The 24,921-nt window shown below is 75.1% G+C and carries 29 protein-coding genes and 1 pseudogene; 11 read left to right on the forward strand and 19 right to left on the reverse strand.

Going from position 1 to position 24,921, the window contains the following annotated elements; genetic code table 11:
- The first annotated feature begins 87 nt into the window (after window positions 1-87).
- Window positions 88-561, forward strand: a complete 474-nt coding sequence (locus ABZW14_RS08190) for a hypothetical protein (protein ID WP_355341737.1) — start codon at window positions 88-90, stop codon at window positions 559-561.
- A gap of 45 nt (window positions 562-606) precedes the next feature.
- The gene (locus ABZW14_RS08195; RefSeq protein ID WP_355341740.1) at window positions 607-1,077 is read left to right on the forward strand and encodes an HNH endonuclease; all 471 of its coding nucleotides are present in this window, start codon (window positions 607-609) and stop codon (window positions 1,075-1,077) included.
- Here the strand turns inward: ABZW14_RS08195 and ABZW14_RS08200 are convergent.
- Window positions 1,073-1,204, reverse strand: a pseudogene (locus tag ABZW14_RS08200) (sigma factor); the annotation flags it as partial. The gene ABZW14_RS08195 and the pseudogene ABZW14_RS08200 sit on opposite strands and share 5 nt — an antisense overlap.
- A 513-nt stretch (window positions 1,205-1,717) precedes the next feature.
- On the opposite strand from ABZW14_RS08200, the gene rox reads away from it, so the two are divergent.
- Window positions 1,718-3,166 (forward strand): rifampin monooxygenase, encoded by a 1,449-nt coding sequence (gene rox, locus ABZW14_RS08205; protein ID WP_355342410.1) that lies wholly within the window; start codon window positions 1,718-1,720, stop codon window positions 3,164-3,166.
- 88 nt (window positions 3,167-3,254) lie between these two features.
- Here rox and ABZW14_RS08210 read toward each other — a convergent pair whose 3' ends face one another.
- On the reverse strand, window positions 3,255-3,998 hold the full coding sequence (locus tag ABZW14_RS08210) for a DUF6069 family protein (RefSeq protein ID WP_355341743.1): 744 nt from the start codon (window positions 3,996-3,998) through the stop codon (window positions 3,255-3,257).
- Window positions 3,999-4,003: 5 nt separating this feature from the next.
- Window positions 4,004-5,002: an RNA polymerase subunit sigma-70 gene (locus ABZW14_RS08215; RefSeq protein ID WP_355341746.1), complete on the reverse strand. Its 999-nt coding sequence runs from the start codon at window positions 5,000-5,002 to the stop codon at window positions 4,004-4,006.
- A gap of 97 nt (window positions 5,003-5,099) precedes the next feature.
- Between ABZW14_RS08215 and ABZW14_RS08220 the strand changes: the two genes are divergently transcribed.
- Window positions 5,100-5,228: a hypothetical protein gene (locus tag ABZW14_RS08220; protein ID WP_355341749.1), complete on the forward strand. Its 129-nt coding sequence runs from the start codon at window positions 5,100-5,102 to the stop codon at window positions 5,226-5,228.
- Between the two features lie 57 nt (window positions 5,229-5,285).
- Here ABZW14_RS08220 and ABZW14_RS08225 read toward each other — a convergent pair whose 3' ends face one another.
- Complete coding sequence (locus ABZW14_RS08225) at window positions 5,286-5,765, reverse strand: DUF1992 domain-containing protein (protein WP_355341752.1); 480 nt, start codon at window positions 5,763-5,765, stop codon at window positions 5,286-5,288.
- A gap of 158 nt (window positions 5,766-5,923) precedes the next feature.
- Here ABZW14_RS08225 and ABZW14_RS08230 point away from each other — a divergent pair, with 158 nt between their 5' ends.
- Window positions 5,924-6,337, forward strand: coding sequence for a DUF1232 domain-containing protein (locus tag ABZW14_RS08230; protein WP_355341755.1), 414 nt, complete (start codon window positions 5,924-5,926; stop codon window positions 6,335-6,337).
- A gap of 13 nt (window positions 6,338-6,350) precedes the next feature.
- Here the strand turns inward: ABZW14_RS08230 and ABZW14_RS08235 are convergent, their stop codons facing one another.
- Entirely contained in the window at window positions 6,351-6,896 is a 546-nt protein-coding gene (locus tag ABZW14_RS08235) for a GNAT family N-acetyltransferase (protein WP_355341758.1), read from the reverse strand.
- Window positions 6,897-6,995: 99 nt separating this feature from the next.
- Here ABZW14_RS08235 and ABZW14_RS08240 point away from each other — a divergent pair, with 99 nt between their 5' ends.
- Entirely contained in the window at window positions 6,996-7,646 is a 651-nt protein-coding gene (locus ABZW14_RS08240; protein WP_355341761.1) for a LysE family translocator, read from the forward strand.
- 42 nt (window positions 7,647-7,688) lie between these two features.
- Here ABZW14_RS08240 and ABZW14_RS08245 read toward each other — a convergent pair whose 3' ends face one another.
- Genes ABZW14_RS08245 through ABZW14_RS08260 form a run of 4 tightly spaced genes read right to left on the reverse strand, consistent with a single transcriptional unit; the run spans window position 7,689 to window position 11,043 of the window.
- Entirely contained in the window at window positions 7,689-8,198 is a 510-nt protein-coding gene (locus ABZW14_RS08245; RefSeq protein WP_355341764.1) for an NUDIX domain-containing protein, read from the reverse strand.
- 9 nt (window positions 8,199-8,207) lie between these two features.
- Window positions 8,208-9,032 carry an SDR family oxidoreductase gene (locus tag ABZW14_RS08250; protein WP_355341767.1) on the reverse strand — a complete coding sequence of 275 codons (825 nt, stop codon included), beginning with the start codon at window positions 9,030-9,032 and terminating at the stop codon, window positions 8,208-8,210.
- Window positions 9,029-10,342 carry an NAD(P)-binding domain-containing protein gene (locus ABZW14_RS08255; RefSeq protein ID WP_355341770.1) on the reverse strand — a complete coding sequence of 438 codons (1,314 nt, stop codon included), beginning with the start codon at window positions 10,340-10,342 and terminating at the stop codon, window positions 9,029-9,031. Before ABZW14_RS08255 ends, ABZW14_RS08250 begins: the two co-directional genes overlap by 4 nt.
- 56 nt (window positions 10,343-10,398) lie before the next feature.
- Window positions 10,399-11,043, reverse strand: a complete 645-nt coding sequence (locus ABZW14_RS08260) for a TetR/AcrR family transcriptional regulator (RefSeq protein ID WP_355342413.1) — start codon at window positions 11,041-11,043, stop codon at window positions 10,399-10,401.
- Window positions 11,044-11,121: 78 nt separating this feature from the next.
- On the opposite strand from ABZW14_RS08260, the gene ABZW14_RS08265 reads away from it, so the two are divergent.
- Entirely contained in the window at window positions 11,122-12,477 is a 1,356-nt protein-coding gene (locus ABZW14_RS08265) for an MFS transporter (protein ID WP_355341773.1), read from the forward strand.
- Here ABZW14_RS08265 and ABZW14_RS08270 read toward each other — a convergent pair.
- A complete protein-coding gene (locus ABZW14_RS08270) occupies window positions 12,432-13,850 on the reverse strand; it encodes an MFS transporter (protein WP_355341776.1) in 1,419 nt (472 codons plus the stop codon). The genes ABZW14_RS08265 and ABZW14_RS08270 overlap by 46 nt on opposite strands.
- Before the next feature lie 97 nt (window positions 13,851-13,947).
- Here ABZW14_RS08270 and ABZW14_RS08275 point away from each other — a divergent pair, with 97 nt between their 5' ends.
- The 3 genes from ABZW14_RS08275 (at window position 13,948) to ABZW14_RS08285 (ending at window position 16,355) form a co-directional block, all read left to right on the forward strand.
- Window positions 13,948-14,526, forward strand: coding sequence for an XRE family transcriptional regulator (locus tag ABZW14_RS08275; RefSeq protein WP_355341779.1), 579 nt, complete (start codon window positions 13,948-13,950; stop codon window positions 14,524-14,526).
- Window positions 14,527-14,552: 26 nt separating this feature from the next.
- Entirely contained in the window at window positions 14,553-15,692 is a 1,140-nt protein-coding gene (locus ABZW14_RS08280; protein WP_355341782.1) for a hypothetical protein, read from the forward strand.
- A gap of 72 nt (window positions 15,693-15,764) precedes the next feature.
- On the forward strand, window positions 15,765-16,355 hold the full coding sequence (locus ABZW14_RS08285) for a pyridoxamine 5'-phosphate oxidase family protein (RefSeq protein ID WP_355341785.1): 591 nt from the start codon (window positions 15,765-15,767) through the stop codon (window positions 16,353-16,355).
- A 7-nt stretch (window positions 16,356-16,362) separates the two neighbouring features.
- On the opposite strand, the gene ABZW14_RS08290 is transcribed toward ABZW14_RS08285, so the two are convergent.
- A complete protein-coding gene (locus ABZW14_RS08290) occupies window positions 16,363-17,844 on the reverse strand; it encodes a peptide MFS transporter (RefSeq protein ID WP_355341788.1) in 1,482 nt (493 codons plus the stop codon).
- Window positions 17,845-18,066: 222 nt separating this feature from the next.
- Between ABZW14_RS08290 and ABZW14_RS08295 the strand changes: the two genes are divergently transcribed.
- Entirely contained in the window at window positions 18,067-18,408 is a 342-nt protein-coding gene (locus tag ABZW14_RS08295) for an RNA polymerase-binding protein RbpA (RefSeq protein WP_046564157.1), read from the forward strand.
- Between the two features lie 67 nt (window positions 18,409-18,475).
- On the opposite strand, the gene ABZW14_RS08300 is transcribed toward ABZW14_RS08295, so the two are convergent.
- From ABZW14_RS08300 to ABZW14_RS08335, 8 genes are all read right to left on the reverse strand, one after another.
- Window positions 18,476-18,991: an FxsA family protein gene (locus ABZW14_RS08300; protein WP_355341791.1), complete on the reverse strand. Its 516-nt coding sequence runs from the start codon at window positions 18,989-18,991 to the stop codon at window positions 18,476-18,478.
- Window positions 18,992-19,046: 55 nt separating this feature from the next.
- Window positions 19,047-19,835 carry a polyprenol monophosphomannose synthase gene (locus tag ABZW14_RS08305; RefSeq protein ID WP_355341793.1) on the reverse strand — a complete coding sequence of 263 codons (789 nt, stop codon included), beginning with the start codon at window positions 19,833-19,835 and terminating at the stop codon, window positions 19,047-19,049.
- A gap of 25 nt (window positions 19,836-19,860) precedes the next feature.
- Window positions 19,861-21,465: an apolipoprotein N-acyltransferase gene (gene lnt, locus ABZW14_RS08310; RefSeq protein ID WP_355341796.1), complete on the reverse strand. Its 1,605-nt coding sequence runs from the start codon at window positions 21,463-21,465 to the stop codon at window positions 19,861-19,863.
- Between the two features lie 69 nt (window positions 21,466-21,534).
- Window positions 21,535-21,933 (reverse strand): hypothetical protein, encoded by a 399-nt coding sequence (locus ABZW14_RS08315; protein WP_355341800.1) that lies wholly within the window; start codon window positions 21,931-21,933, stop codon window positions 21,535-21,537.
- On the reverse strand, window positions 21,930-22,235 hold the full coding sequence (locus tag ABZW14_RS08320; RefSeq protein ID WP_355341803.1) for a hypothetical protein: 306 nt from the start codon (window positions 22,233-22,235) through the stop codon (window positions 21,930-21,932). Before ABZW14_RS08320 ends, ABZW14_RS08315 begins: the two co-directional genes overlap by 4 nt.
- A gap of 509 nt (window positions 22,236-22,744) precedes the next feature.
- A complete protein-coding gene (locus tag ABZW14_RS08325) occupies window positions 22,745-23,158 on the reverse strand; it encodes a cupin domain-containing protein (RefSeq protein ID WP_355341806.1) in 414 nt (137 codons plus the stop codon).
- A gap of 28 nt (window positions 23,159-23,186) precedes the next feature.
- The gene (locus ABZW14_RS08330; protein WP_355341809.1) at window positions 23,187-23,366 is read right to left on the reverse strand and encodes a hypothetical protein; all 180 of its coding nucleotides are present in this window, start codon (window positions 23,364-23,366) and stop codon (window positions 23,187-23,189) included.
- Between the two features lie 149 nt (window positions 23,367-23,515).
- Complete coding sequence (locus tag ABZW14_RS08335) at window positions 23,516-24,853, reverse strand: glutamate mutase L (protein ID WP_355341812.1); 1,338 nt, start codon at window positions 24,851-24,853, stop codon at window positions 23,516-23,518.
- Between the last annotated feature and the right edge of the window lie 68 nt (window positions 24,854-24,921).

The raw sequence follows: 24,921 nt of genomic DNA on the forward strand, positions 1-24,921 counted from the left end.
GCCACCCCCGACCCGGGGCGGCGCACCGGCCGCCGGAGAACTCTCGACGCCTGACCCCTCGCAGGTCAGAAGCGGAGCGAAGCGAAGATGGCGATGTGGCACCCGCCGACACCGGCGGAACAGGAGCTGTGGAACGCGGTGATGGCCGGGGTGCGGGCGGCCGACGAGTCGGACCTGGCCGGCGTCGACGCCGCGGTCGACCGGCTGACGCGGCTGCCCCACCCGTGGACGCACCATGTTCTCGGCGACACCGCCGCACTGCTCGTCGAGGAACTCGACCCCGAGGGCCAGGACGTCTGGCCGCTGCTGGCGGCGCAACTCGACGACGAGGCTCCGGCCTCCCCGGGGGCCCGCCGCCGGGCGTCGCCGTACCCGGGCGGCCGCCGGCCGGCGGAGTCCGGCGAGCCGGAGGCGCTGCGGCGGCGACTGCTGCTCATCGCCCGGCTCGCCGACGCCACCCAGGTCGGGGTCGGTGCGTTCCTCGACGTCGCGCTCGCCGAGAACGCCCGCGCCCCGCGCACTCCCTCCCGCACACTTCCGCACTGCCGCCTGGGCCAGTAAACCCCTCGGCCGGCGGCCGTCGGTGCCCCTCCCTATGCTCGCGCCGTGCTGTCGCAGGTGACCGGCCTCTCCCGGCATTTCGATGAAGAGTCCCTGAAGGCATACCTGCTCGGGCGGTCGGAACGGTTGCCGACCGGCTGCCTGATCGTGCGCGGCTACGGCAGCCGGCGTGGGGTGCCCCAGAAGCTCGCCGGGCGCGCATGGGCCCACGTCGCGGCCTACGCGGTGTTCGTCGGCGGCTACCGGCCGGACCTCGAGGTGCATCACCTGTGTGGCGTCCCCGACTGCATCGAGCCGACCCATCTCCGTCAGCTCAGCCACGCCGAGAACTGCCGCCGGCGCAGGCAGCAGCCACAGTGCCGCAACGGGCACGACCGCGAGCCGGACCCCGCCACCGGCCGCCTCCGCAAGGTCTGTCGACGCTGCAACAGCGAGGCGCAGAGGCGATGGCGGGAGCGCCGAGCCGCCGAGGTGGCCGAGGCGAAGTCCGGTCACCACGCCGCCCTCGGGGATTGACGCGCTGACGTCCGTCCTGGACGGCGTCGTCCGCTTCGGCCAGCGAGCCGAGCATGCGGTAGGCGACCGCCCGCAGCCGGGGTCGGTGCTGCTCGAAGCGCGCGGCCAGCCGCTCACCGTCGTCCATCGGAACACCATTGCATCGCCTGGGCATACCGCGGTGAACCCTCCGGCGCGGCGAGTGTGACTCCGTCCCGCGGCCGCTTACAACAGCGTGATTCCTTACGCACAAGAACTGTCATTATGATGCATGGCCGGTTCGCGGTCTTTGTCCGGCTTATTTACAGCATTGCTGTTACCAGTAATCCAGTAATTGGCTGGGGAGGTGCTCCGGGCGAAAGCGGTGGACGGGAGGATGCTCCGGCTTGTAGCTTGCAGGTGCCCGTGACGCCGCCCGAGGAGGTCAGACCCATGAACGCTGTATCGAAGTGGGTGCTCCCCCTTCCCGTCACGGCCGGGCGATCGACCTAGGTGTCGCCGGGAGCGCCTCGCCAACAGGCATCCCCGAAGGGCAACACCTATGCACTCTTCGCAGTTCGCCGCCGAGCCGTCATCGACCGACACGGCCGAGCGCGACACCACCGTGGTCGACGTCCCCGGACTCCCCTCGCCGGCCTCCGGCGCCGATCGCCCGCCCCTGCTGTTCGACGTGATCATCGCCGGGTGCGGGCCCACCGGCGCGATGCTGGCCGCCGAACTGCGGCTGCACGGCGTGCGGGTACTCGTACTGGACAAGGAGACCGAACCCAAGTCGTTCGTCCGCATCGTCGGTCTGCACATGCGCAGTCTCGAGCTGATGGCGATGCGCGGGCTGCTGGAGCGCGTCGTCGAACATGGTCGCCGGCGGCCGGCCGCCGGCTTCTTCGCCGCCATCAACAAACCCGCGCCCGAGGGCCTGGACTCCGCGCACGCCTATCTGCTGGGCATCCCGCAGCCGGTCATCGAACGCCTGCTCGAAGAACACGCGGTCGCGCTGGGCGCGCAGGTCCGGCGTGGCCGCGCGGTGGCCGGTTTCGCACAGGACGACGAGGGTGTGACGGTCGAGCTGGCCGACGGGGAACAGCTGCGTTCGCGTTACCTGGTCGGCTGTGACGGTGGGCGCAGCACGGTGCGCAAACTGCTCGGCGTCGGCTTTCCCGGCGTGGCCTCGCGGACCGAGACGCTGATGGGCGAGATGGAGGTGGGTGTGCCGCCGGAGGAGGTCGCCGCGACGGTGGCCGGAATCCGCGAGACCCAGCACCGGTTCTGGCTCCGGCCGTTCGGCGCAGGTGTCTACAGCGTCGTCGTGCCCGCCGCGGGCGTCAGCGACCGTGCGGAGCCGCCCACGCTCGAGGACTTCAAGCAACAGTTGCGCGCCGTCGCCGGAACCGATTTCGGCGTGCACTCCCCGCGCTGGCTGTCCCGCTTCGGGGATGCCACCCGGCTGGCCGAACGTTATCGGGTCGGGCGGGTGCTGCTGGCCGGCGACGCGGCGCACATCCATCCACCCATCGGCGGACAGGGCCTCAACCTGGGCGTCCAGGACGCGTTCAACCTCGGCTGGAAGCTGGCCGCACAGGTCCGCGGCTGGGCGCCGGAGACACTGCTGGACACCTACCAGGCCGAACGTCATCCGGTGGCCGAGGACGTCCTGGCCAACACCCGCGCCCAGATGGAACTGCTGTCCACCGAACCGGGCCCGCGGGCCGTACGCAGGCTGCTCACCGAACTGATGGACTTCAACGAGGTGAACCGCTACCTCATCGAGAAGATCACCGCGATCGGCGTCCGCTACGACTTCGGCGCAGGGCCCGACCTGCTCGGCCGGCGCCTGCCCGACATCGACGTGAAACCGGGCCGCCTCTACGGTCTGCTGCACCACGGCCGCGGCCTGCTGCTGGACCGCACCGAACGCCTGACTGTCGGCGGCTGGTCGGACCGGGTCGACTACCTCGGGGACCCCGGTGCGCAACTGGATGTTCCGAGCGTCCTGCTACGCCCCGACGGCCACGTCGCGTGGATCGGCGACGACCAGCAGGACTTGGACGACCACCTCGCCCGCTGGTTCGGCACGCCCGGTCAGCCGCCGGAGCAGTCACCGCAGGCGTAGGTGTCCCGGGCTCGGCTTGAGCCGGGGTGCCGACCCCAGAGAGGTCAGATCCCGGCTCAAGCCACCGCCTGTCTCCGGTGCCGGGTCGTCAGTCGGTCCGGGCGCGCAGGCCCCGTGCCAGGGTGGGGATCATCACCGCCGCCGGAACGAGGTGCAGCCCGAGAAGGGTGGTCGTGGTGGCGGTGTCCGCCCCGGAGAGCAGCGGCGGGAGCAGCGAGATCGCGGTCAGCGACACCGCCGTCCACACGAATCGCCGGGCGGGGCGGGCGCTCCACCGAAGAAGCGCGGCGGCGATGACGACGCCCACGACCGAGAAGAAGCCGGTCACCACGGCGAACCCGGGCAACGGGATCGTCTCGCCACCGTCGGGAACCTCGAAGTCGACGCCGGCGGCGTGGGCGAGCGCGGCGGCGAGGGTGGTGGCCGCCATCGCCGCGAGCGTGGCGACGAGACCGACACCGGCGAGCCCGCGCAGTCGGTGAAGGTGGCTGGTCCGGTCCGGCGCCGCGACGGCTCCGGTGTCATTCATGCTGGTCATGTCGCTCCTCGAATCTTCGGCAGCTGGTGTACGGGGGTGTGGTGACTGGTCGGTGCGAGGACTGGGCGCGCGGGCGACGATGCGTACCGTGGCCGTGCGACGGCCGGGGTTTCGCAGGGCGCGGACCCCGGTGCCGCTGAGCCAGAACCCGGCGTCGCGGCCGAGGACCGGCCCGGGCGCCCCGTCGCGCAGCTCCAGCTGCACCCGCCCGCGGGTGACGACACCGAACGCGTCGCGCCATTCCGCCGCGACCACCCCGACACGCGCGCCACCGCGCAGCGCGAGCGTCCGCACGGGGACTACTCCGTGCCGTCCGCCGGCAGGCGCTCCGGCAGCCCGAGCCGCGGGAACTGGTCGTCGTGGAAGATGACGATCTCGGTGATGGCCCCGCCGGTGATGCGCAGGACGTCGATCGTCAGCGGCAGGTACGCGCCCTCGCGCTTCCGCCAGTGATAGAAGGCGACGGCGGGCTGCCGGTTCACGGCGGTGGGGACGGCGCGCAGACCCGTCATGCCGTCGAAGCCGTCGTTGATCCAGTCGTTCACCACGGCGTCGCGGCCGATGTGCAGGCCCGGCGTGGGCGGCATCGAGCACCGGACGTCGTCCCGCAGCATCGAGGCGAGCGTGGGAATGTCGGTGGCCACGCTGGCGTCGGTGAATCGGCGCACCAGCTCGCGCGTTCCGGCGTCCTGCTCGCCGCCGGTCCAGTCCTGCCGCTCGGCGGGCAGGTGCTCCCGCATGCCGGCGCGGGCCCGCTGCAGCGCGCTGTTCACGGAGTTGACGGAGTCCCCGAGCAGCTCGGCGACGTCCTTGGCCGGCCAGCCGAGCACGTCCCGCAGGATCAGCACGGCCCGCGGGCGGGGCGCGAGGTGCTGGACGGCGACCAGGTACGCCAGCTCGATCGTCTCCCGCGCCACGGCGAGGGTTTCCGGCGCGTCCGCGTCGCCCGCGGGCAGTTCGTCCAGCAGCCGGTCCGGGTATGGCTGCAGCCACTGCACCTCGCCGCCGGTCGCGGGCTCCGGGCGGCACCGGGCGAGCAGGTCCAGGCAGGCGTTGGTGGCGATCCGGTAGAGCCAGGCCCGGAACGTCGACCGCCCCTCGAAGGTCTCCCGCCGCCGCCAGGCGCGCAGGAACGTCTCCTGCACGGTGTCCTCGGCGTCCTCGAACGACCCGAGCATCCGGTAGCAGTGCACGTGCAGCTCCCGCCGGTGCCGCTCCGCCAGCCCCGAGAACGCCGGCTCGTCGACCTCGCCCAGACCGCTCACGCCCAGCTCCTCCAGCCGCGTGTCCGCACTCATCACGTCATCCTTCCGCCTCGTCGTGTCCCGTCCTAGGTGTGACGGCCGCGGGCGCGACAACTCATCACTCGGGTCGGTCGGCGCCGGGCAGGCCGACGTGGCCGGGCGGGCGGCCGCGTTCGGGGCGACGTTCTGGTGGGTGCTCGGGTTCACCCTGCTGGCGGCGCTGCCCGCGCTGCTGCTGCCGGCCACCCGAGCGCCGCGTCCCGGCGTCGGGCCGGCCTGAGCAGCCGCCGTCGGGGGACCACCGGCTCGGGGGTGGTGGTCCCCCGACGGCGGTGGATCAGCGGCGCCGCCAGGGCCACCACGGTCGGCGGCGCGGCGGGGCCGGGACGGTCGCCGGGTCCGCCGCGGCGGTCACCCGCTCGGCAGCGGCGCGCTCCCGGGCGGCCCGCCAGTCGCGGACCGTGTCGTCGGCGTTGACCGGGCGTACCACCACGCGGGGGCCGACGGGCGTGCGCAGCCAGGCCACCACCTCGGCGTTGAGGGCCGCCACGTGGGCTCGCACCGAGTCCTCGGTGGGCAGGTCCCGGATCTCGTCGGGAAGCTTCTCGATGCGGCGGCGCAGTTGCAGCGGGGTGGGCAGGAGAAGATCGCCGGGCAGGTCCTCGCGCTCCAGGAAGCTGCGGATCCACCAGCCCTCGTCGTAGGGCACGTTCCGGCCCGGGATCGGCTTGCCGGCACCCGGCAGGTTGTCGAACTCCCCGCGCTCCTGGGCCGAGCGGATCTGCGCCTCGACCGCGGCCTCCCAGCCTGTCGTCACCGCCGTCACCTCCCCTCTCACCGTATCCGCTGGTCACCGACCCGGTTCAGCGCCGGCCGGGACCCGGCTGTTCCCGGCGGGCGGCGGGCAGCGGTGCGGCGTACATTCCTGGTGGGCCGGCGGGCGGCCCGTGTTCCGCGGGCGGGAGGATCGGCGGCGTGCGTGACTGGCTCATCGGGCTCGGGGTCGCGGTGGCCTGTCTGCTGGCCAGCTGGGCGTTGCTGGTGCTGCTGGCCCGGCGGATGCCACCGGGCATCCTGCGGGACCTGGCCGCTTTCATCCCGGACTGTCTGACCACGGTGCGCCGGCTGCGCCGCGATCCCCGGGTGCCGCGCCGGGCCAAGGTCGCGATCGTGTTCGCCGGGCTCTGGGTGGCCAGCCCCATCGACCTCATCCCGGAGTTCCTGCCGGTGATCGGCCCGCTGGACGACATCGTGGTGGTGGCGCTCGCGCTGCGCTACGCCGGCCGGCAGGTGCCCCGGCAGGTGCTGCTCGACGCCTGGCCGGGCGAGCCTCGGCTGCTGCTGCGCCTGCTCGGCCCGGCGACCGGCGCCGAACCGGCCGGCCGCTGAGCCGGGGCGCGGCTCAGGGCCGCAGGCGGACGTGGCGGTGGCCGTCGCGCGGGAACGGCGGGTGGGCCGGCAGGACCTCCGCGAAGGCGTACCCGGTCTTCTCCGCCACCCGGCAGGAGGCCGGGTTGTCCACCTGGTGCAGCAGTTCCAGGCGGGTCAGGCCGCCCGCGGTGAACCGGGCGAACGCCCAGCCGGTGACCGCCTCGAGGGCTCGCGGCGCGACCCCGCGTCCGCGGGCCGGCGCGGCGGTCCAGTAGCCCACCTCGGCGGCCGGCCGCCCGGGCGTGACCTCCTTGAGCACCACGTTCGCCACCAGCCGCTCCCCCTCCGTCGCCTCCAGCACGGCGAAGCTGAAGCGGCGGCCGGACGCCCAGCCCTGCCGGGTGCGGCGCAGGAAGGCCCGGGCCTCGGCCCGGGTGGTCACGGGGTACCGGGTCCAGGAGCGCAGCACCGGGTCGCGGTAGGCGGCGAGCAGCGCCTCGGCGTCGTCGTCGCGCCAGGGCCGCAGCAGCAGGCCGGGCGCGGAGGGGGTGGCGGCGGCGTGGAGCACGATCGGCATCCCGGTAGTGTGGCGCGTCACGCCGCCGCGGCGCGAGCCCGCCCACACCGCGTCGTACCGCGGGCGTAGGGTCCGCTCAGACGGACAGCGGGGGGACGCATGGTAACGGTCGGCGCTCTGGTGGGTATCGCCCTGGTGGCGTTGGGTCTGGTGCTCACGCCCGGGCCGAACATGGTCTACCTGGTGTCCCGGTCGGTCACCCAGGGGCGGCGGGCCGGGCTGGTGTCGCTGCTCGGCGTGGCCGTCGGTTTCCTGGTCTACCTGGGCGCCGCGGTGGCCGGCATCGCCACGGTCTTCGTGCTGGTCCCGCCGCTGTACACGGCGGTGAAGCTGGCCGGCGCGGCATACCTGCTGTGGCTGGCGTGGCGGACGCTGCGCCCGGGTGGCCGGTCGGCGTTCACGCCGGCGCCGCTGCCGCCGGACCGCCCGCGGCGGCTGTTCACCATGGGCCTGGTGACCAACCTGCTCAACCCGAAGATCGCCATCCTCTACGTGTCGCTGCTGCCGCAGTTCGTCGACCCGGCGCGCGGGCACGTGGCCGTGCAGAGCCTGCTGCTGGGGCTGACCCAGATCGGCATCGCGCTGACCGTGAACGGGTTGATCGTGCTCACCGCCGGCAGCGTGTCGGCGTTCCTCACCCGCCGGCCGACCTGGGCCAGGGTGCAGCGGTACGTGATGGGCAGCGTGCTGGCCGGGCTCGCGATCCGCATCGCCGCGGACCGCTCCCGCGCCGCCGTCGCCACCCCCTGAGCGGGATACGCCCGCCGCGGGCAGCGCCCGCCGGGTGGAGTGTCAGAGGTTGTCCGGCTGGTGCAGCGCCGGGTGGCGCTCGCCCGGAGCGGCGTACCAGGCAGCCCGGTCGTCGCGCAGCGCGGTGGAGATGCGCAGCCGCGACCAGTCGTCCAGTTCGGGCAGGTCGTCCGGGTCGAACCAGTCGACGGCGAGGGACTCGTCGCCGTCGGCGGTGGGCGCCCCACCGACCATCCGGCAGTGGAACCAGACGTTGAGGTATTCGCAGACGTCGCCGTTGGGGTAGACCACCGGGTGGGTGGCGACCCCGCCGATCCGGTCGATCTCCACCTTGACGCCGGTCTCCTCGTAGACCTCCCGCAGCAGCGCGTCGGCCGGCTGCTCACCCGGGTCGACCATGCCGGCCGGGACGGACCAGCGGCCGTTGTCGCCGCGCCGGGCCAGCAGCAGGCGTCCCGCGTCGTCGGTGACGACCCCGCTGACGCCGTACAGCATGAGCAGCTCGGGTCCGATGTGGCGGCGCATCCGGGCGACGTAGGGCGACTGCGGCATGGCGGCACCCTACCGGCCGGGCTCCCGGTGCCGCCGTACCATGCCGGCGGCCAGCGGCGCGTCGTCCAGGTCGCCGGCGGCCAACCGCCCGGTGACGGTACGGCGTACCAGCCGGTCGGCCAGCGTGGGCGCGTGCCGGGCCAGGGCCAGCTCCACCCGGCCCCGGGTGGTGGTGGCGACGTCCCGGGGCGCCCGCCGGGCGGTGGCGGCGCGCAGGATCGCCGCGACGACCCCCTCGACGGGCTCCAGCCGGGACACCCCGCTCAGCGACAGCCCGGCCTCGGCGGTGCTGTCGTGGATCGGTGAGGCGACCATGCTCGGGTAGACGACGCTCACCCCGACGTGGGTGCCGACCTCGTGGCGCAGCGCGTCGGCGTACGCGACGAGGGCCCGCTTGCTCACCCCGTAGGCGGCCGCGAGGGGCAGTGGCAGCACGGCCATCCGGCTGGCCACGAAGACCACCCGGCCCCGGGCCGCCTCCAGGGCGGGCAGCGCCGCCGCCGTGGTGCGCCAGGCGGCGAGCAGGTTCACCTCCAGCTGCCGGTGGACCACCTCGTCGGGGGGCAGCTCGGCCGGGGCGGGCCCGCCGACGCCGGCGTTGTTGACCAGCAGGTCCAGCCCGCCGAGCCGGTCCACGGCGGCGGCCACCGCGGCCGGCACGGCGGCCGGGTCGGTCAGGTCGCAACCGAGCACCGGCACCTCGCCGCCCTCGTCGGGGTGCAGGTCCAGCCCGACGACGCGGGCGCCCGCGCCGGTCAGCGTGGCGCACAGATGCCGCCCGAAGGTGCCGTTCGCGCCGGTGACCAGCACCCGGCGTCCGGTCAGCCCGCTCACCGCCGCACCTCCGCCCGGCGTCGCCCGGCGGTCAGCTCACGGTCCAGCTCCGCCAGGTACGCGTCGAAGTCGACCCGCATGTGTGGCCGGCGTTGCCCCCACCGGGCGGTGGCGACGCGCAGCTCGGCGCGGCAGGCCGCCGCCTGCCCGGCCCGGTCGGGTGGGGTCCAGGTGCCGGCGAGCCATCCGGCGACCAGCCGTGCCTGGGCCTCGACCAGCGGGAACGCCGCGCCGGTGGACTGCATCAGCCCGACGAAGGCCAGCCCGGGGGCGTCCAGGTGGAACACGTGCCGGTACAGCGGTAGCCGGTCGGCGCCGTCGCCGAGCAGGCCGGGGTCGAGGAAGGGGATCTCCACCCGGTAGCCGGTGCACCAGACCACCAGGTCGACCTCGTCGGCGCGGCCGTCGGTGAACTCGACCCGGTCGCCGGCGAAGCGGGCGATGCCGGGGCGGGCCTGGATGTCGCCGTGGGTGAGCCGGGACAGCAGCCCGTCGGACAGCGTGGGGTGGTCCTGGAGGAAGCCGTGGGCGGGGGCGGGCAGCCCGTACCGGGCGGGTGGGCCGACGGTGGTGGTGATCATGGTTTGGCTGATCCGCTGGCGCAGTCGCCAGGGCAGCCGGCGGGCGAGCGCCCCGTTGAGGGTGTCGGAGGGGCGGCCGAGCAGGTACTTGGGCACCACCCAGACCCCGCGGCGCAGCGACAGCAGGGTGCGGTCGGCGGCGTACGAGGCGTCCACGGCGATGTCCATGGCGGAGTTGCCGCCGCCGACGATCAGCACCCGCCGGCCGGTGAGCTGCTCCGGCCCCCGGTAGTCGTGGCTGTGTATCTGCTCCGCGGTGCACTCGCCCGGGTACGGGTCGGGCCGCTTCGGCGCCCGGTTGTGGCCGTTGGCCACGACCACCGCCTCGACGTCGAGGCGGAGCGGCCCGTCGGGTCCGGTGGCGTGCACGGTCCAGCCGCCGTCCGCCCTGGGGGTGGCCCACTCGACGGTGTGCCGCAGCCGCACGGCGTCGCGCAGCCCGAACCGGTCGGCGTAGTCGGCGAGGTATCCGGCGATGCGGGTGTGGTCCGGGTAGTCGGGCCAGTGCGCCGGCATCGGGTGGTCGGCGAACTGGGTGCGCCCCTTGCTGGTGTTCAGGTGCAGCGTGCGGTACGCCGGTGAGCCGGAGGACCCGTACACCCAGAGGCCGCCGACGGTGTCGGTGGTCTCGAACGCGACCGCCGGTACGCCGGCGTCGGCCAGCGCCTTGAGGGTGGCCAGTCCGGCCGCGCCGGCGCCGATGACCGCCACCCGGGGTGGTGCCGCCATGCCCCCGCCTCCTTAATCCAACGACCGCTGGATAATCCCCGGCGGGCGGCGGCCCGTCAAGGGGTGGCCGGCGGGTACAGCCCGTCGAGGAAGCGATGCACGAAGGCCCGGAACTCGCGCCGCTCCCGGGCGCCGGAGCCGTGCTGCGCGGCGAGGGCCACCACGTGCCCGTGCACCGCCCAGACCAGGCTGCGCACCGTGACGTGCGGGGCCGGCTCGACCAGCGCGCCGCTCGCCGCGGCGGCGGCGAGCAACTCCTCGACCAGCGTGTAGAGCGGGACCGCGTACCGCTGGTCGAGGTCGGCGTGCCGGTGCGGCTCCAGCCAGCGACGCAGCCACAGCGCGGTGGTCTCCGGCCGGTCCTCCAGGAAGTCGACGAACACGTCGACCAGGTCGTGCAGCGCCCGCAGAGCGTCGCCCGGCCCGGCCGCCAGGGCCGCCCGGGCGTGGCGCCCGGCCGCCTCCAGGACCTCCCGCTCGGCGGCGAACACCCGGGCGAAGCAGGCCTCGTAGAGTTCCGCCTTCGTACCCGTGTGGTGGGCGACCGTGGCCACGTCGACGCCCGCCGCGGCGGCCACGTCGCGCAGGCCGACCGCGTCGAAGCCCCGCTCGGCGAAGAGCGCGGTGGCGGCGGCGAGCACCAGCTCGCGGGTGGGTCGCTGGTCGTCGCGGCGGGGCCGGCCCGGTCGGCGGCGGGGCATGGTCATCCCGCCATTGTTCCCCCTACAATCCAGCATCCGTTGGATTGGGGGCGGCGTGTGCCCCGGGAGGAGGCGGCGATGACCGGGCTCGATCAGCGGCGGGAGGCCGCCGCCGCCCTCCCGCGTGGCCCGCTGGTCGGCTTCGCCGCCGGCTCGCTCGGCATGGGCGTCTGGGTCACGGTGCCCGGGCTGCTGCTGCTCTACTTCCTCACCGACGTCCTCGCCGTCGCCCCGTGGCTGGCGGGGCTGACCCTGCTGCTGCCGAAGATCGCCGACGTGCTGCTGCACCCGTGGATCGGGCACCGCTGCGACGTCGAGCAGGCCCGCCGCGGTCACCGGCGCCGGCTCCTGCTGGCCGGCTGCGCCCTGCCGCTGGCGTTCGCCGCGCTGTTCGCGGTTCCCGGCGCGCTGAGCGGCGCCACCGCCGCGGCCTGGGTCGCGGTGTTCTTCGTCGCCGGGAACCTGCTCTTCGCCGCGTACCAGGTGCCCTACCTGGCCACCCCGGCGGACCTGCGGATCGGCTACCACGAACGCACCCGGCTCATGGCCTTCCGGATGGTGGTGCTCACCCTCGGCATCCTGGTCTCCGGGCTGCTCGCCCCGCTGCTGGCCGGCGGTGACGACGCCACCCGCGGCGGTTACCTGCGGATGGCGTCGCTGCTCGCGGTGGGGATGCTCGCCGCCATGGCGATCGGCGTCGCCGGGATCGGCCGGCTACGCCGCACCGCCGCCGTGGCGGCGCCGCCGCACGGACCCGGCGGGTGGCGGGCCCTGACGGCGAGCCTGCGCGACCGGCAGTTCCGCTGGCTGGTCGGCGCGTACCTGGCCATGTCGAGCACCACCCACCTGGTGCTGGCCGCGGTGCCCTACTACGCGGAGTACGAGCTGGGCCGCCCGAAGCTCACCACCGTGCTGGTCGCCGCGTTCGTCGCGCCGGCGCTGCTGGTCACCCCGGCCTGGCTGGCGGTGGCCCGGCGGGTCGGCAAGCAGCGGGCGCTGCTCGCCGGGCAGCTCGCCTTCGCCGCCGGCGCGCTGGTGCTCGCCGTCGGCCGGCCGGCGGGGTTGCCCGTGCTCGTCGCCGCGGTGGCGGTGCTCGGGGTGGCCTTCGCCGGGATGCAGCTGCTGCCCTTCTCGATGCTGCCGGACGTGATCCGCGTCGCCGGCGCCGACCGGGCCGGCACGTACACCGGGGTGTGGACCGCCACCGAGGCCACCGGCGCGGCGCTCGGCCCCTACGCCTACGCGCTGTGCCTGGCCGCCGGGGGCTTCGTGGCCTCCGCCGCCGGGCAGGCGGTCACCCAGCCGGCGGGCGCCCTGGCGGCGATCCGGTACGGCTTCGGCCTGCTGCCCGCCGCCGTGATGGTGGTCGCCGTGCTGCTGCAACGCCGTTACACCCTCGACGACACGGCCCGCGCCGACGCCGGCGGCGAGTGACGGGCGGCGCGCGCGACCACGAAGAGGAACAGGCCGCAGGCCGCGACCAGGAGCCACCCCGGGCGGGACGCGCGGGCCAGGCCCGCCGGGCCGACCCCGGCGACGAGCCCTCCGGCGACGGCGATGCCGATGGCCGAGCCGAGCTGCCGGGCGGTGGAGGTGATCGCCCCGGCGACGCCGGCGCGGGCCGGGGGCAGTCCGCTCACCGCGGTGTTGGTGATGGGCGCGTTGGCGAAGCCGAAGCCGACGCCGATGAGCAGGTAGGCCGGCACGAGTTGCCGGGGATCCGGGTCGGGACGCAGGCCGACCAGGCTTAGCCCGCCGACGGTGAGGAACGTGCCGGCGAGCAGGAGGGGCACGCGCGCCCCGTACCGCCCTGCCAGCCGGCCCGACAGCGGCGCGCAGACCATCGCGCCCAGCGCCAGGGGCAGGGTGGCGGTTCCCGCCGCGAGCGGGGTCCAGCCGTGCCCGTGCTGCAGGTACAGCGTGGTGAGCAGCAGGCTGACGGTGAGCGCGACGAACACGGCCACCGCGCCCAGCACCGCCGTGGTGAAGGCCGGCCGCCGGAACAGCCCCAGCTCCATCAGGGGCTCGGGGCGACGCCGCTCGACCGCCACGAAACCCGCCGTGGCCGCGGCGGCGACCAGGTACGCGGCCCAGGCCGGCGGTGACGCCCAGCCGACGCGCGGACCCTCGATGAGCACCCCGACGCAGACGCACACCGCGACGGTGAGGAGAACCTGGCCGGGCAGGTCGAGCCGCCGGGCCCGCGCCGCCCGGGACTCCGGCACGAACAGCGCACTCAGCACGAGCGCGGCCACCACGACCGGAACGTTGACCCAGAACACCGACCGCCAGCCGAACGCCCCGATGAGCGCGCCGCCGGGCACCGGTCCGGCAGCCATGCTCAGCCCGAACACGGACGCCCAGATCCCGATGGCCTGCGCCCGCTCCCGCGGGTCGGGCATCGCGTTCACCACGATGGCCAGGGCCACCGGGCTGAGCATCGACGCGCCGATCCCCTGGAGGGCCCGCGCCGCGACGAGGGCGCCGAGCGACGGCGCGACCGCGCACGCCAGCGACGCGGCGCCGAAGACGAGCAGGCCGCAGCGGAAGACCCGGCGGCGGCCCAGCCGGTCGGCCAGCGCCCCCGAGGAGATCAGCAGGCTGGCCACCGCCACGGTGTAGGCGTCCACCACCCATTCCAGGCTCCGGGTGCCCACGCTCAGCCCGTGGCCGATGGCGGGCAGGCCGACGTTGACGATCGTGGTGTCCAGGCCGACCAGCAGCATGCTCAGCGCGCAGATCGCCAGCACCGCCCACCGCCGGCGCACGGTCAGGTCGGCTCGCACAGTCAGGGATGTCGTGGCCATCCGCTCACCTCCAGGGTCGGGAAACCTGCCCCGCCATGCTCGGGCCGGACAGACCCCCGGCCCCAGCGGTTTTGCGGAAACCGCAAAGATGGCGGGCATGGAAGCTGACGTGGCGGAACTCCTCGACGGCATCGGGCCCCGGCTGCGCGCGCTGCGCCGCGACCGCGGGCTCACGCTGGAGGCCCTGGCGGCGCAGACCGGCATCTCGGTGAGCAAGCTGTCCCGGCTCGAGTCGGGCAAGCGGCGCCCCACCCTGGAGCTGCTGATCCCGCTGGCCCGCGCCCACCGCGTCGCCCTGGACCAGCTGGTGGCGGCGCCGGCCACCGGCGACCCGCGCGTCCACCTGCGACCCCACCGGCGGCGCCGTGGCGGCGTGGTGGTGCCGCTGACCCAGTATCCGGGGCGGGTCCAGGTCTTCAAGCAGATCCTCGCGCCGCGGGAGCCGAGCCTCGTCACCCACGCCGGCTACGAATGGCTCTACGTCCTCGCCGGCCGGCTCCGCCTGGTCCTCGGTGACCGCGAGTTCACCCTCTCCCCCGGCGAGGTCGCCGAGTTCGACACCGGCGAGCCGCACTGGTTCGGCCCGGCCGGTACGGACACCGTTGAGATCCTGCACCTGTTCGGGCCCCACGGCGACCAGGCAGTCGTCCGCACCGGGCCGTCGGCGCCGTCGTGACCGGCGGCAACTAGACTTCGCCGCCGATGGACGCCGAGCCCGCCCCCGAGACCCGCCCCTGCGCCCACTGTGGACGGGATGTGCCGCAGCGCGCCGGCGCGGGCCGCCCCTTCCGGTACTGCCGGGACAACGACGGCGCCTGCCAGCGGGCGTCGCGCAACTCCCGGATGCGCCACCGCAACGCCCCCGGCCTGCCCGGGCAGGTGGCCCGCACCTGGGAGGCGGTCGACCGGCTCGACCAGATCGTGGAGACCCTCACCGAGGCCCTGCACGCCGAGCTGTCCCCGGCCGGGGTGGAGCGGCAGCTCGCCGAGGTCCGCGCCGAGACGGCCACCCGGGTGGCGGCGGCGCACACCGAACGCGACGAGGCCCGCCGGGACGCCGAGGACGCCGCCGCGGCCGCCGCCCGGGCCCGGCAGGAGGCGCAGGCCGCGCTGGCCGACCGCGACGCCGCCCGGGAGCGGGCCGACCGCGCCGAGACGGCGTCCGCGGCGGCCGACGAGGCGGCCCGCCGCGCCGAGGCGGCCCGGGACGAGGCACGCGGGGAGGCGGGCGCGGCGCAGGCGCTGCGGGTGCAGGCCGAGCGGGACCGCGACGCCGCGCGCCACGAGCTGCGTACCGTGCGGGCCGAACGCGACGGCGAACGGCGGCGGGTGACCGACCTGACCGCTGAACGCGACGCCGCCCGCGCTGACGCCGCGCGGGCCACCCGCTCGGCGGGCGAGGCCCTGGAGCGGGCCGAGGGACTGCGCGCCGAGGCCGACCGGGCCCACGCCGACGCCGAGGCGGCCCGCGCCGAGACCGACCGGGCCCGCGCGGAGGCCGCGGAGGCGCGGCGGGCCGGGCAGGAGGCGACCGAGCAGGCCCGTGCCCACGCCGAGGCGGCACGGCGGTCGGAGCAGGACGCGCAGGCGGCCCGCGACCGGGCCGAGGCCGCCCGGGAGGAGCTGGCGGCCCGGACCGCCGAACGCGACGGCCTCGCCGCGGACCTGGCGGCCGCGCGGCAGGCCGCCGCCGCCGTGGAGGCCCGCGTGGCGGAGCTGACCGCACGGCTGGCCGCGGCCGAGACCGACCGCGACGCCGCCCAGCGGCGCGCCGGTCAGCTCGCCGACCAGGTCAGCGACCTGGCCAGCGCCCTGGCCCGGCTCGGCTCCCGTACCGGCTGACGCGACCCGCGCCGGCGGCCACGGGCTGGGACGGGGCAGCGGGAGACCGCCGCCGGCAAGCATGATCAGGGTGTGGGTAAGACGTACGAGCGCATTGACGGCCGGTTGCGCACCTTCATCGAGGCGCAGCCGATGTTCTTCACGGCCACCGCCCCGCTGGCCGGCGACGGCACCATCAACCTGTCCCCCAAGGGTCTGCGCGGCTCCTTCGCGGTGCTCGACGACCGGACGGTGGCCTACCTGGACTTCGCCGGCAGCAACGCCGAGACCGTGGCGCACCTGCGGGAGAACGGCCGCATCACGCTGATGTGGTGCGCGTTCGACGGCCCGCCGAACATCGTCCGGGTGCACGGGCGGGGCGAGCCGGTGTTCCGCGACGATCCCCGGTGGCCGGAGCTGCTGGCCCATTTCCCCGGTATCGACCCGGGCCCGCACGGCCTGCGGGCGATCGTCGTGGTCCGCGCCGAACTGATCCGCGACACCTGCGGCTACGCCGTGCCGCTGATGACCTACGAGGCCGACCGCGACCTGCACGGGCGGCGGTTCGCCCGGGAGGACGACGAGTCGCTGAGCGCGTACTTCGCGGGCAAGGAGCACGTGGCCACCAGCATCGACGGGCTGCCCGGCCTGCCGCTGCCGCTGCCGCCGACCCCGGCGCGGTGAGCACCGGTCAGTGGATGCCGGCCATCAGGTGCCGGATCTGCCGGGTGAACATCACCGCGGCCAGCCCCAGCACCACCGAGGCCAGGCCGAAGGTCAGGAAGTAGGTCGGCTCGGACCAGCGGTCGGCCAGCCGGGCCACCTGCCCACCGATCGCGTCGCCGACGGCGGTGGCGAGGAACCACAGGCCCAGCATCTGGCTGGCGTACTTCACGGGGGCCAGCTTCGTGGTGGCCGACAGGCCCACCGGGCTCAGCGACAGCTCGCCGGCGACCTGGATGGCGTACACGGCGACCAGCCACCACGGCGAGACCAGGTCGCCGCCGACGGCGGCTTGCGCGGCGGCGGCCATCAGCACGAACGACAGGCCGTTGAGGACCAGGCCGACGGCGAACTTCGTCGGCGTGGAGACCCGGTGGCCGAGCTTGAGCCACAGCGCGGCGGCCAGCGGCGCGCCGATGATGATGAGGATCGGGTTCACCGACTGGAGCCAGGACGCCGGGAAGGTGAAGCCGGCCACGTTCCGGTCGGTCTGGTCCTCGGCGAAGATGTTCAACACCGACCCGGCCTGGTCGTAGATCAGCCAGAACGCGGCGGCGAACAGGAACAGCCACACGTAGGCCTTCATCCGGCTGCGCTCGGTGGCGCTGATCTCCCGGTCGGTCAGGATCCGGGCGAAGTAGGCGATGGTGACCAGCACGGTGACCACGGTGAGCAGGTTGACCACCGTGTCGACGGTGAACAGGCCCACCAGGGCGAGCACGGCCAGCACCACGAGCACCACCACGGTGACCACGGCGATGCGGGTCAGGGCCCGCCGCCGGTCGGCGCCGAGCAGCGGGTCGGCCGGGCGGGCGCCGGCGTCGCCGAGGTTGCCCCGGCCGAGCACGTACTGGAGCACGCCGAAGGTCATGCCGATGGCGGCGGCGCCGAAGCCCAGATGCCAGTTGATCCTCTCGCCGAGGAACCCGGTGATCAGCGGGGCGATGAACGCGCCCAGGTTGATGCCCATGTAGAAGATCGAGAAGCCGGCGTCGCGGCGCGGTGAGTCCCGGTCGTAGAGGTCCCCGACCATGGTGGAGATGTTGGGTTTGAGCAGGCCGGTGCCGAGCACGATGAGGGTCATGCCGGCGAACACGCTCCACCGGGCCGGGATCGCCATCACGTAGTGCCCGGCCGCGATGACCACGCCACCCCAGAGCACGCTGCGCCGCGCGCCGATCAGCCGGTCGGCCACCCACCCGCCGGGCAGCGCCATCAGGTAGACCATGGCGTTGTAGGTGCCGTAGACGGCGTTGGCGGTGGACTCCCCGATGGCCAGGCCCTCATCGGCGACCGACGCGGTCAGGTACAGCACCAGGATGGCGCGCATGCCGTAGAAGCTGAACCGCTCCCACATCTCGGTGAGGAACAGCGTGGACAGCGCCCGCGGGTGACCGAAGAAGGTCTTCCCGCCGGGGGGTCGCACCTCGGCCGGCGCGTCACCGGTCATCGTCACCTCCGCAGGACGTGGAGGCGGTTAACATCCCCGTTGGCAGTCGAAACACTCCACCGATTCGGCCCGGCCGGGGACGACCCCGCCGGGCGGCTGTCATGACCGGCTACTCTTGAGGATCCCGACCCCGCGCCGGGTCATCGGCGTGGCCGGGAATGGGCCGGCGGTGACGGACCGTTACACCTGAAGACCAGCACCACGAACGAGGGGAAGTCGATCATGGGCGAGCGTATGCTGCGCGGTAGCCGGCTGGGCGCAGTCAGCTACGAATCCGACCGCAACACGGAGCTCGCGCCGCGTCAGACCCGCGAGTACCTCTGCGCCAAGGGCCACCAGTTCGAGGTGCCGTTCGCCGTCGACGCCGAGGTCCCGACGACCTGGGAGTGCAAGTTCGACGGCAGCGTCGCCCGCCTGGTCGACGGCAGCGAGCCCGAGCAGAAGAAGGCCAAGCCGCCGCGCACCCACTGGGACATGCTGCTCGAGCGGCGCTCGATCGCCGAGCTGGAGGACATCCTCGCCGAGCGGCTCCAGGAGGTCCGCACCCGCCGCGGTCGCGCCTGAGCATCCGTAACGACACGAAGCGCCCCCGGGATCACCCCGGGGGCGCTTCGTCATGTCTGTCCGGTTCTCACCGGCCGGGTTCGACGATCTCCCCCTCGATGGCCCGGCCCGGCTCGGCCACCGGCGGCTGCTGCGGAGCCGGGGTGGGCTGCGGCGCGCCGCGGCGCACCCGCACCCGGCGCGGCCCGAACAGGTCACCGGCCACCATCGACGACACCCGGCGCTCGGTGGCCCGGCGCACCCCGGCGCCGGCCAGCCGCCGCACCGGCGGCACCAGCAACAGCAGCCCCGCCACGCCGCTGACCAGGCCGGGCAGCGCCAGCAGCAGCGCACCCAGCAGGCCCACCAGGCCATCGGTGACCTGCCGGCCCGGCGGCTGCCCGGACTCCGCGGCGGCCCGGAAGCCGCGCCAGGCCCGCATGCCCTCCCGGCGCAGCAGCACCAGGCCCAGCAGCGAGGCCGCGAACACCAGCAGCACCGCGAACCCGAACCCGACGCCTCGGCCGACCAGGATGAAAACGGTCAGCTCCAGCAGCGCGAGCAGCAGCAGAGCCGGTGGTACGTACTTCAGTCCTCGGCGCATCTCACCTCATCCGCCCGGGGTGTCATCACGCCCCTCCAGCATGACACGCCCGCGCTCACGGCCAGCGGGCCAACGCGGCGGGGCGGCGCGCCGCGGCACGCCGGTCCCGCAACCCCCAGGTGGTGATCCGCCACAGCGCCTCGGCCACGATCAGCGGGCTCATCTTGCTGTCGCCGTGCTCCCGCTCGGCGAACGTGATCGGCACCTCCACCATGCGCACCCCGGCGCGGTGCGCCAGCCGGGACAGCTCCACCTGGAAGGCGTACCCCTGGGACCGCACCGAGGCCAGGTCGATGGCGTCCAGCGCGGCCGCCCGGTACACCCGGTAGCCGCCGGTGGCGTCGGAGACGGGCACGCCGAGCGCGAGCCGCGCGTACAGGTTGCCAGCGCGGGACAGCAGCAGCCGCCGCAGCGGCCAGTTCAGCACCCGCGCGCCGCGGGTCCACCGGGAGCCGATCACCATGTCGGCGTCGCGGGCGGCGTCCAGCAGCGCCGGCAGGTCCTCCGGTGCGTGCGAGCCGTCGGCGTCCATCTCCACCACGGCGTCGTAGCCGCGCTGCCGGGCCCAGGCGAAACCGGCCAGGTAGGCCGCGCCGAGCCCGTCCTTGCCGGGGCGGTGCAGCACGTGCACGTGCGGGTCGGCGCCGGCCAGCCGGTCGGCGATGGCGCCGGTGCCGTCGGGGCTGTTGTCGTCGGCGACGAGGACGTCCACCGCCGGCGCCGCCTCCCGTACCCGGGCGACGATGCGGTGCACGTTGTCGGCCTCGTTGTAGGTGGGGATGACCACGAGGACCCGTCCCACCCCGGGATGGCCGGCCGTGCGCCTGTCGGCTACCACGCCCACGGTGTACCGCCTCCCGCCCCTCGTCCTATTCCGGGTCGGCCTCCCGGCGGCGGCGCAGCACGGCCGCGCCGGCCAGGGCCGCGACGGCGAGCGCCGTGAGGGCCGCTTCCGGCCACACCCCCGCCGTGGTGGCCGGGGTACGCCCGTCGCCGAGCCGCATCTGCCGCACCACCACCGCGGCGGTGTTGAACCCGGTGGCCCCGTCTACCCGCCCGCCCGGGGTAACGAACCCGGACACACCGACCGTGGAGGCCATCAGGGCGGCGCGACCGTGCTCGACGGCGCGCAGCCGGACCATGGCCAGCTGCTGGCGGGCCTCGGCCGCGTCGAAGGTGGCGTTGTTGGTCTGCACCACGAGCAGCTGCGCGCCGCCGGTGACGGTGTCCCGGACGACGCCGTCGTAGGCGACCTCGAAGCAGATCACGTCTCCGAGGGTGGCGGGGCCGGCGTCCAGCACGCCCGGGGTGCTGCCGGGGACGAAGTCGGAGCGGATCCGGTCGACCTCGGAGCTGACCATCCGGGCGATCTCGCGCAGCGGCACGTACTCGGCGAACGGCACGGGGTGGCGTTTGACGTAGAGCTGGTCGAGGTCGGGGCCGCTGCCGGGGCGCCACAGCAGGCCGGCGTTGCGGACCTGGCCGTCGCCGGGGCCGAGCAGCACGGCGCCGACCAGGATCGGCGCGCCGATCGCGTCGGCGGCCTGGGAGATCCGCTCGCCGGCGCCGGGGTTGCGCAGCGGGTCGATGTCGCTGGAGTTCTCCGGCCACACCACCAGGTCGGGGTGGCGTTGCGTGCCCGCCGCGACCTGTTCGGCCAGTTTCAGGGTGGCGTCGACGTGGTTGTTCAGCACCGCCTGCCGCTGGGCGTTGAAGTCCAGCCCGAGGCGGGGCACGTTGCCCTGGACGATGGCGACGGTGACGGTGTCGCCGCCGCCGCGCACCCCGACCGGCACGGCGGTGCCGGCGGCGAACACCGCGGCCAGGGCGGCGGCCAGACCGGCGACCGGCCGCCACAGCCCGTCGGGGCGGCGCCAGTCACGCCAGGCGAGGGCGAGCAGGATCCCGCCGGCGAGGGCCACGGCGAAGGTGACCAGCGGGGCGCCGCCGAGCGCGGCCAGCCGCAGCAGCGGGGAGGTGTCCTGGCTGAACGCCAGCCGCCCCCACGGGAACCCGCCGAACGGGGTGCGGTCGCGCAGCGCCTCCTGCCCCACCCACAACACGGCGGTGACCAGCGGCCACGCCGCGCGGTGCCGGTCGGCCAGCGGGGACACCCAGGCGGTGGCGGCGCCCAGCAGCGCCAGGTAGGCGGCCTGGAGCAGGGACAGCAGCAGCCACGGCAGGTAGCCGGTGTGCAGGTTGGTCCACTCCAGCAGCGGCGCGAACAGCGCCACCCCGGCGAGGAAGCCCAGCGCGGCGCCGGCGCGCAGCCGCCGCCGGTGCACGGCGGCGGCGAGCAGCGCCACACCGACCGGGGCGAGGGGCCACAGCCCGTACGGGGGGAGGGCGGCCAGCAGCGCCAGACCGGCCAGCAGGGCCGCCGGGACGGCCAGTTTCAGCGGCAGCGGCCGCCCGCCGGCGCCGGGGCGTGCCCCGCCGGTGGCACGGGTCTCTTCCCGGTCGAGCGTCGTCACCGGCACCTCACCACGATCACGCGCCGAAGGCTACCCGGCGGACCCGGCCGCCGGCCCGTGCGGGCCCGCTCATTCGGGCAGCCTGATCACCGGCAGGTCGTCGGCGCCGTAGCGGGCCTCGCCGGTGAGGATCGGGGCGTCGTGGTCGAGGCAGGCCAGCACGGTCGCGGCCAGGTCGGCGCGCCCGGTGAAGCCCCGCCAGTACGCCAGTTCCTGCCACGCCCCGCCGTGGGTGGGCAGGACGGCGCAGGCGTCGAGGGCGAGCAGCCGGCGCAGGGCCGCCCGGTCCTTCGGGTCGTCGACGGCCGTGTACGCCTCGGCGGCGGCGACCGCGGTCACCCCGAAGCGCACCCCGTCGGCGATCACCTCGTGCAGCGTCTCCCCCACGTGCACCGATCCGGCCACGTACGCCAGCAGCGCCGACCGGTCGAGCACCAGCCGCACGGGCGGGCCGTCGGGGTCGCTCACGCGGCGGTGACCCGGCCGGCGGGGTCCTCGCCGGCGGCGGCCTGCCGCACCCGCTCCCGGATCGCCTGGTAGCGCTCGGCCGGCCAGGCCACGTCGACGGCGGCGCGGGCCGCCCGCGCCCGGGCGACGCCCTCCTCGGTGACGGCGACACCCTGGTGGGCCAGTTCGGCGTCGAGAGCCTCCCGGCGCATGAGGGCCCGCGCGGCGTGCACGAGGAAGGCGCTGGCGTTGGGTTCCCGTTCGAGGCGTTCGGCGACGTCCGGCGGGACCGAGATCGACAACTTCCGCACCGCTCCGGTCATACCGAACAGCGTAACCGGTGGCACCGCCGGGGCCGGGGGTTCGGCGGACATGAAAATCGGGGCGCGGCTCGCGCCGCGCCCCGATGCTCCCAGGCCCTTCCCGGCCGGTGGGGCGAGGACGATCGGCGCCGACCTTCGGACCGACCCGACGTGGACTGGCTGCCCCCGCCTGGCCGTTGTCTACTGGCCGTGCCTCTCACCCTGCCCGTACACCGGTAACCGCGGCCGGTTCGCGCCGCCCCGCCGACCCCCGCCCGCTGGACCTGGCCGCCGCAACCTTCCGGTCGCTCGGCCAGCGGACGAAGGGACGAAGCGAACAACAGCCGCTTCCCGTGGTAGGACTCAAAGACGGTACGGCGTCCACCCCCGCCGCTGTCAACCCATCCGGGCCTGTCGTGTGTTGCGACACGGCGTGTCGCGTCGGCGCGTCTCGATACGAACGCCGGTTTCCGCAGGGCTCTCCCCTCCATCTCGTCGGGTTGCGCCCGGCTCGCGCCGGCGCCGGGCGGTCACGCGTCGCGCTGGTGCGCGGCCCGGTACTGCTCGTCGGGCAGCGGCTCCAGCCAGGTGGTGGGGTCCTGCCCGCCGGGCAGCGCCTCCAGCATGGCCAGGTGGCTCATGAACGTGTTCTCGGTGGCGCCGTGCCAGTGCTCCTCACCGGGCGGGCAGATGACGGTGTCGCCGGCGCGGATGCGCAGCACCGTGCCGTCGCGGGTGCCGACCAGCCCCACGCCCTCGGTGACGTGCAGGGTCTGCCCGACGGCGTGGGAGTGCCAGTGGGTGCGGGCGCCCGGGGTGAAACGCACCAGGGCCACGGTCATCCGCGACGGCTCGGTGCCGTTGTAGACGGGGGTCAGGTAGACGTCCCCGGTGAAGTTCTGGGCGGATGTCTTGACGGTGGGGTTGACGGGCTTGAGTTCCATCGGCGCTCCTTTGCGGTGCGTGGGCCGGTCACGGGCGCAGCAGGGCCTTGATCGCATCAGTTCCGGCAGGAACCCGCCGTACGGGTGCGGGGCCGCCGTGCAGGTGCGCCAGGGACCAGAACAGCTCCATGCCGGGCACGGCCACGTCGTGGGTGACGCCGACGAACCCGACGTGCCCGCCGGCGCGGGCCGCGTGGATGGCCTGCATCATCGACTCCTGCGTGCCGACCGCCTCGATCGGTGACCGTTTGACGAGTTCCCCGGTCGGGTTCCAGGTAACTCCCTGCCGGCGCCGGCAGGGAGTTACTGGTGGGGGGTGTACCGGCGGTACACCTGTGCGGCTCGCGGGTGACGCTCTCAGGCCCCGGCGAGGTGGCGGCGCAGCAGCCCGGCCGCCGCACCCGGATGGTCGGCGGCGAGCAGCCCACCGGCGGCCAGGACGTAGTCCACGTCGACGACGGCCCGCGCGGCCCGCGGCAGCGGCCACCCGCCGGCGTGGTCACCGAGGACCGCCGCCAGCACCCCGGCGGCGTCGCCGGGCGCGGCATGCCGAAGCACCCCGCCGGACCCGACCATCAGCTTGACGTCGCGCAGGTCCCGGCCGGCGCGCTCTCCCGTGGCGGCGCCCCGGGCGTGCCGGCGCAGCGCCACCGTCGCGGCGAGCGCGGCGATACGCCGGTCGGCGGCCCGGTCGGCGTCGTCGGCGGGCAGGAAACCGGGGTCGCCGGCGCGCACCGCCGCCGCCGCGGCCAGGCCGTCGGCCTCGCCGGGCGCGAGGAGGCGTTCCTCGGCGGCGGCGCGAACCACGCCGGGGGCGCTCCACCGCATGCCGAGGTCCCCCTCGACGGTGCGCGCCCGCCACAGCGTCCCGGCGACCTCCTGGCTGGGGCCGCTGTCCCGCTCGTCGGGGGTGAGCACCGAGTACACGTCGGTGGTGGCGCCGCCGACGTCGACCACGGCCAGGTCCCCGCCGAGGGCGTCGGCGAGGACCTCCACGCCGGTGAGCACCGCGTCGGGGGTGGCGGCGCGCACCAGCCGGGCGAACCGGCCGCCGCGGGACAGCTTCTTGCCGCCGATGACGTGCCGCAGGAACACCTCCCGGATCGCGGCGCGCGCCGGCGCGGGCGCGAGCACCCCGATGCGCGGCAGCACGTTGTCCGCGGCGGTGACCGGCACCTTCGCCGCCGCGAGCAGGGCGTGCAGGTCGTCGCGGACGTCGGCGTTGCCGGCGAGCACCACCGGCACCCGCCAGCGCGCCCGCGCCAGCCGGGTGGCGTTGTGGGTGAGGGTGTCGGCGTCACCGCCGTCGGTGCCGCCCACGAGCAGCACCACGTCGGGGCGGGCGGCGCGCAGCGCGGTCAGGTCGGCCTGACCGAGCCGCCCGGCGGCCACGTGCACCACGTTCGCCCCGGCGGACAACCCGACCCGCCGGCCCGCCTGCGCGGTCACGAGGGGCTCGTAGCCGATGACCGCCAGCCGCAGCCCACCGCCGGCCGACGAGCAGACGTACCACGGCAGGTCACGGGCGGCCAGGCCGGCGGTGGCGGCGCCGACCGCGGCGTCCAGGCCGTGCAGCACGTCCGTGCGCACGGTGGTCGGCGCGGCCGCCGCGGCGACCAGGCGGCCGCCGTCGAGGTCGACCACCGCGGCCTTGGTGTACGTCGACCCGACGTCGGCGCAGACGGCGAGGTTCACGCGCCGCCGTCCTTCGTTCGCGCGCTCACGCGCAGCTGTCCTTCGTTCGCGACTGCCGGGCTCGCAAA

It is taken from the genome of Micromonospora sp. NPDC004551, assembly GCF_040609975.1.
GTDB lineage: Bacteria > Actinomycetota > Actinomycetes > Mycobacteriales > Micromonosporaceae > Micromonospora.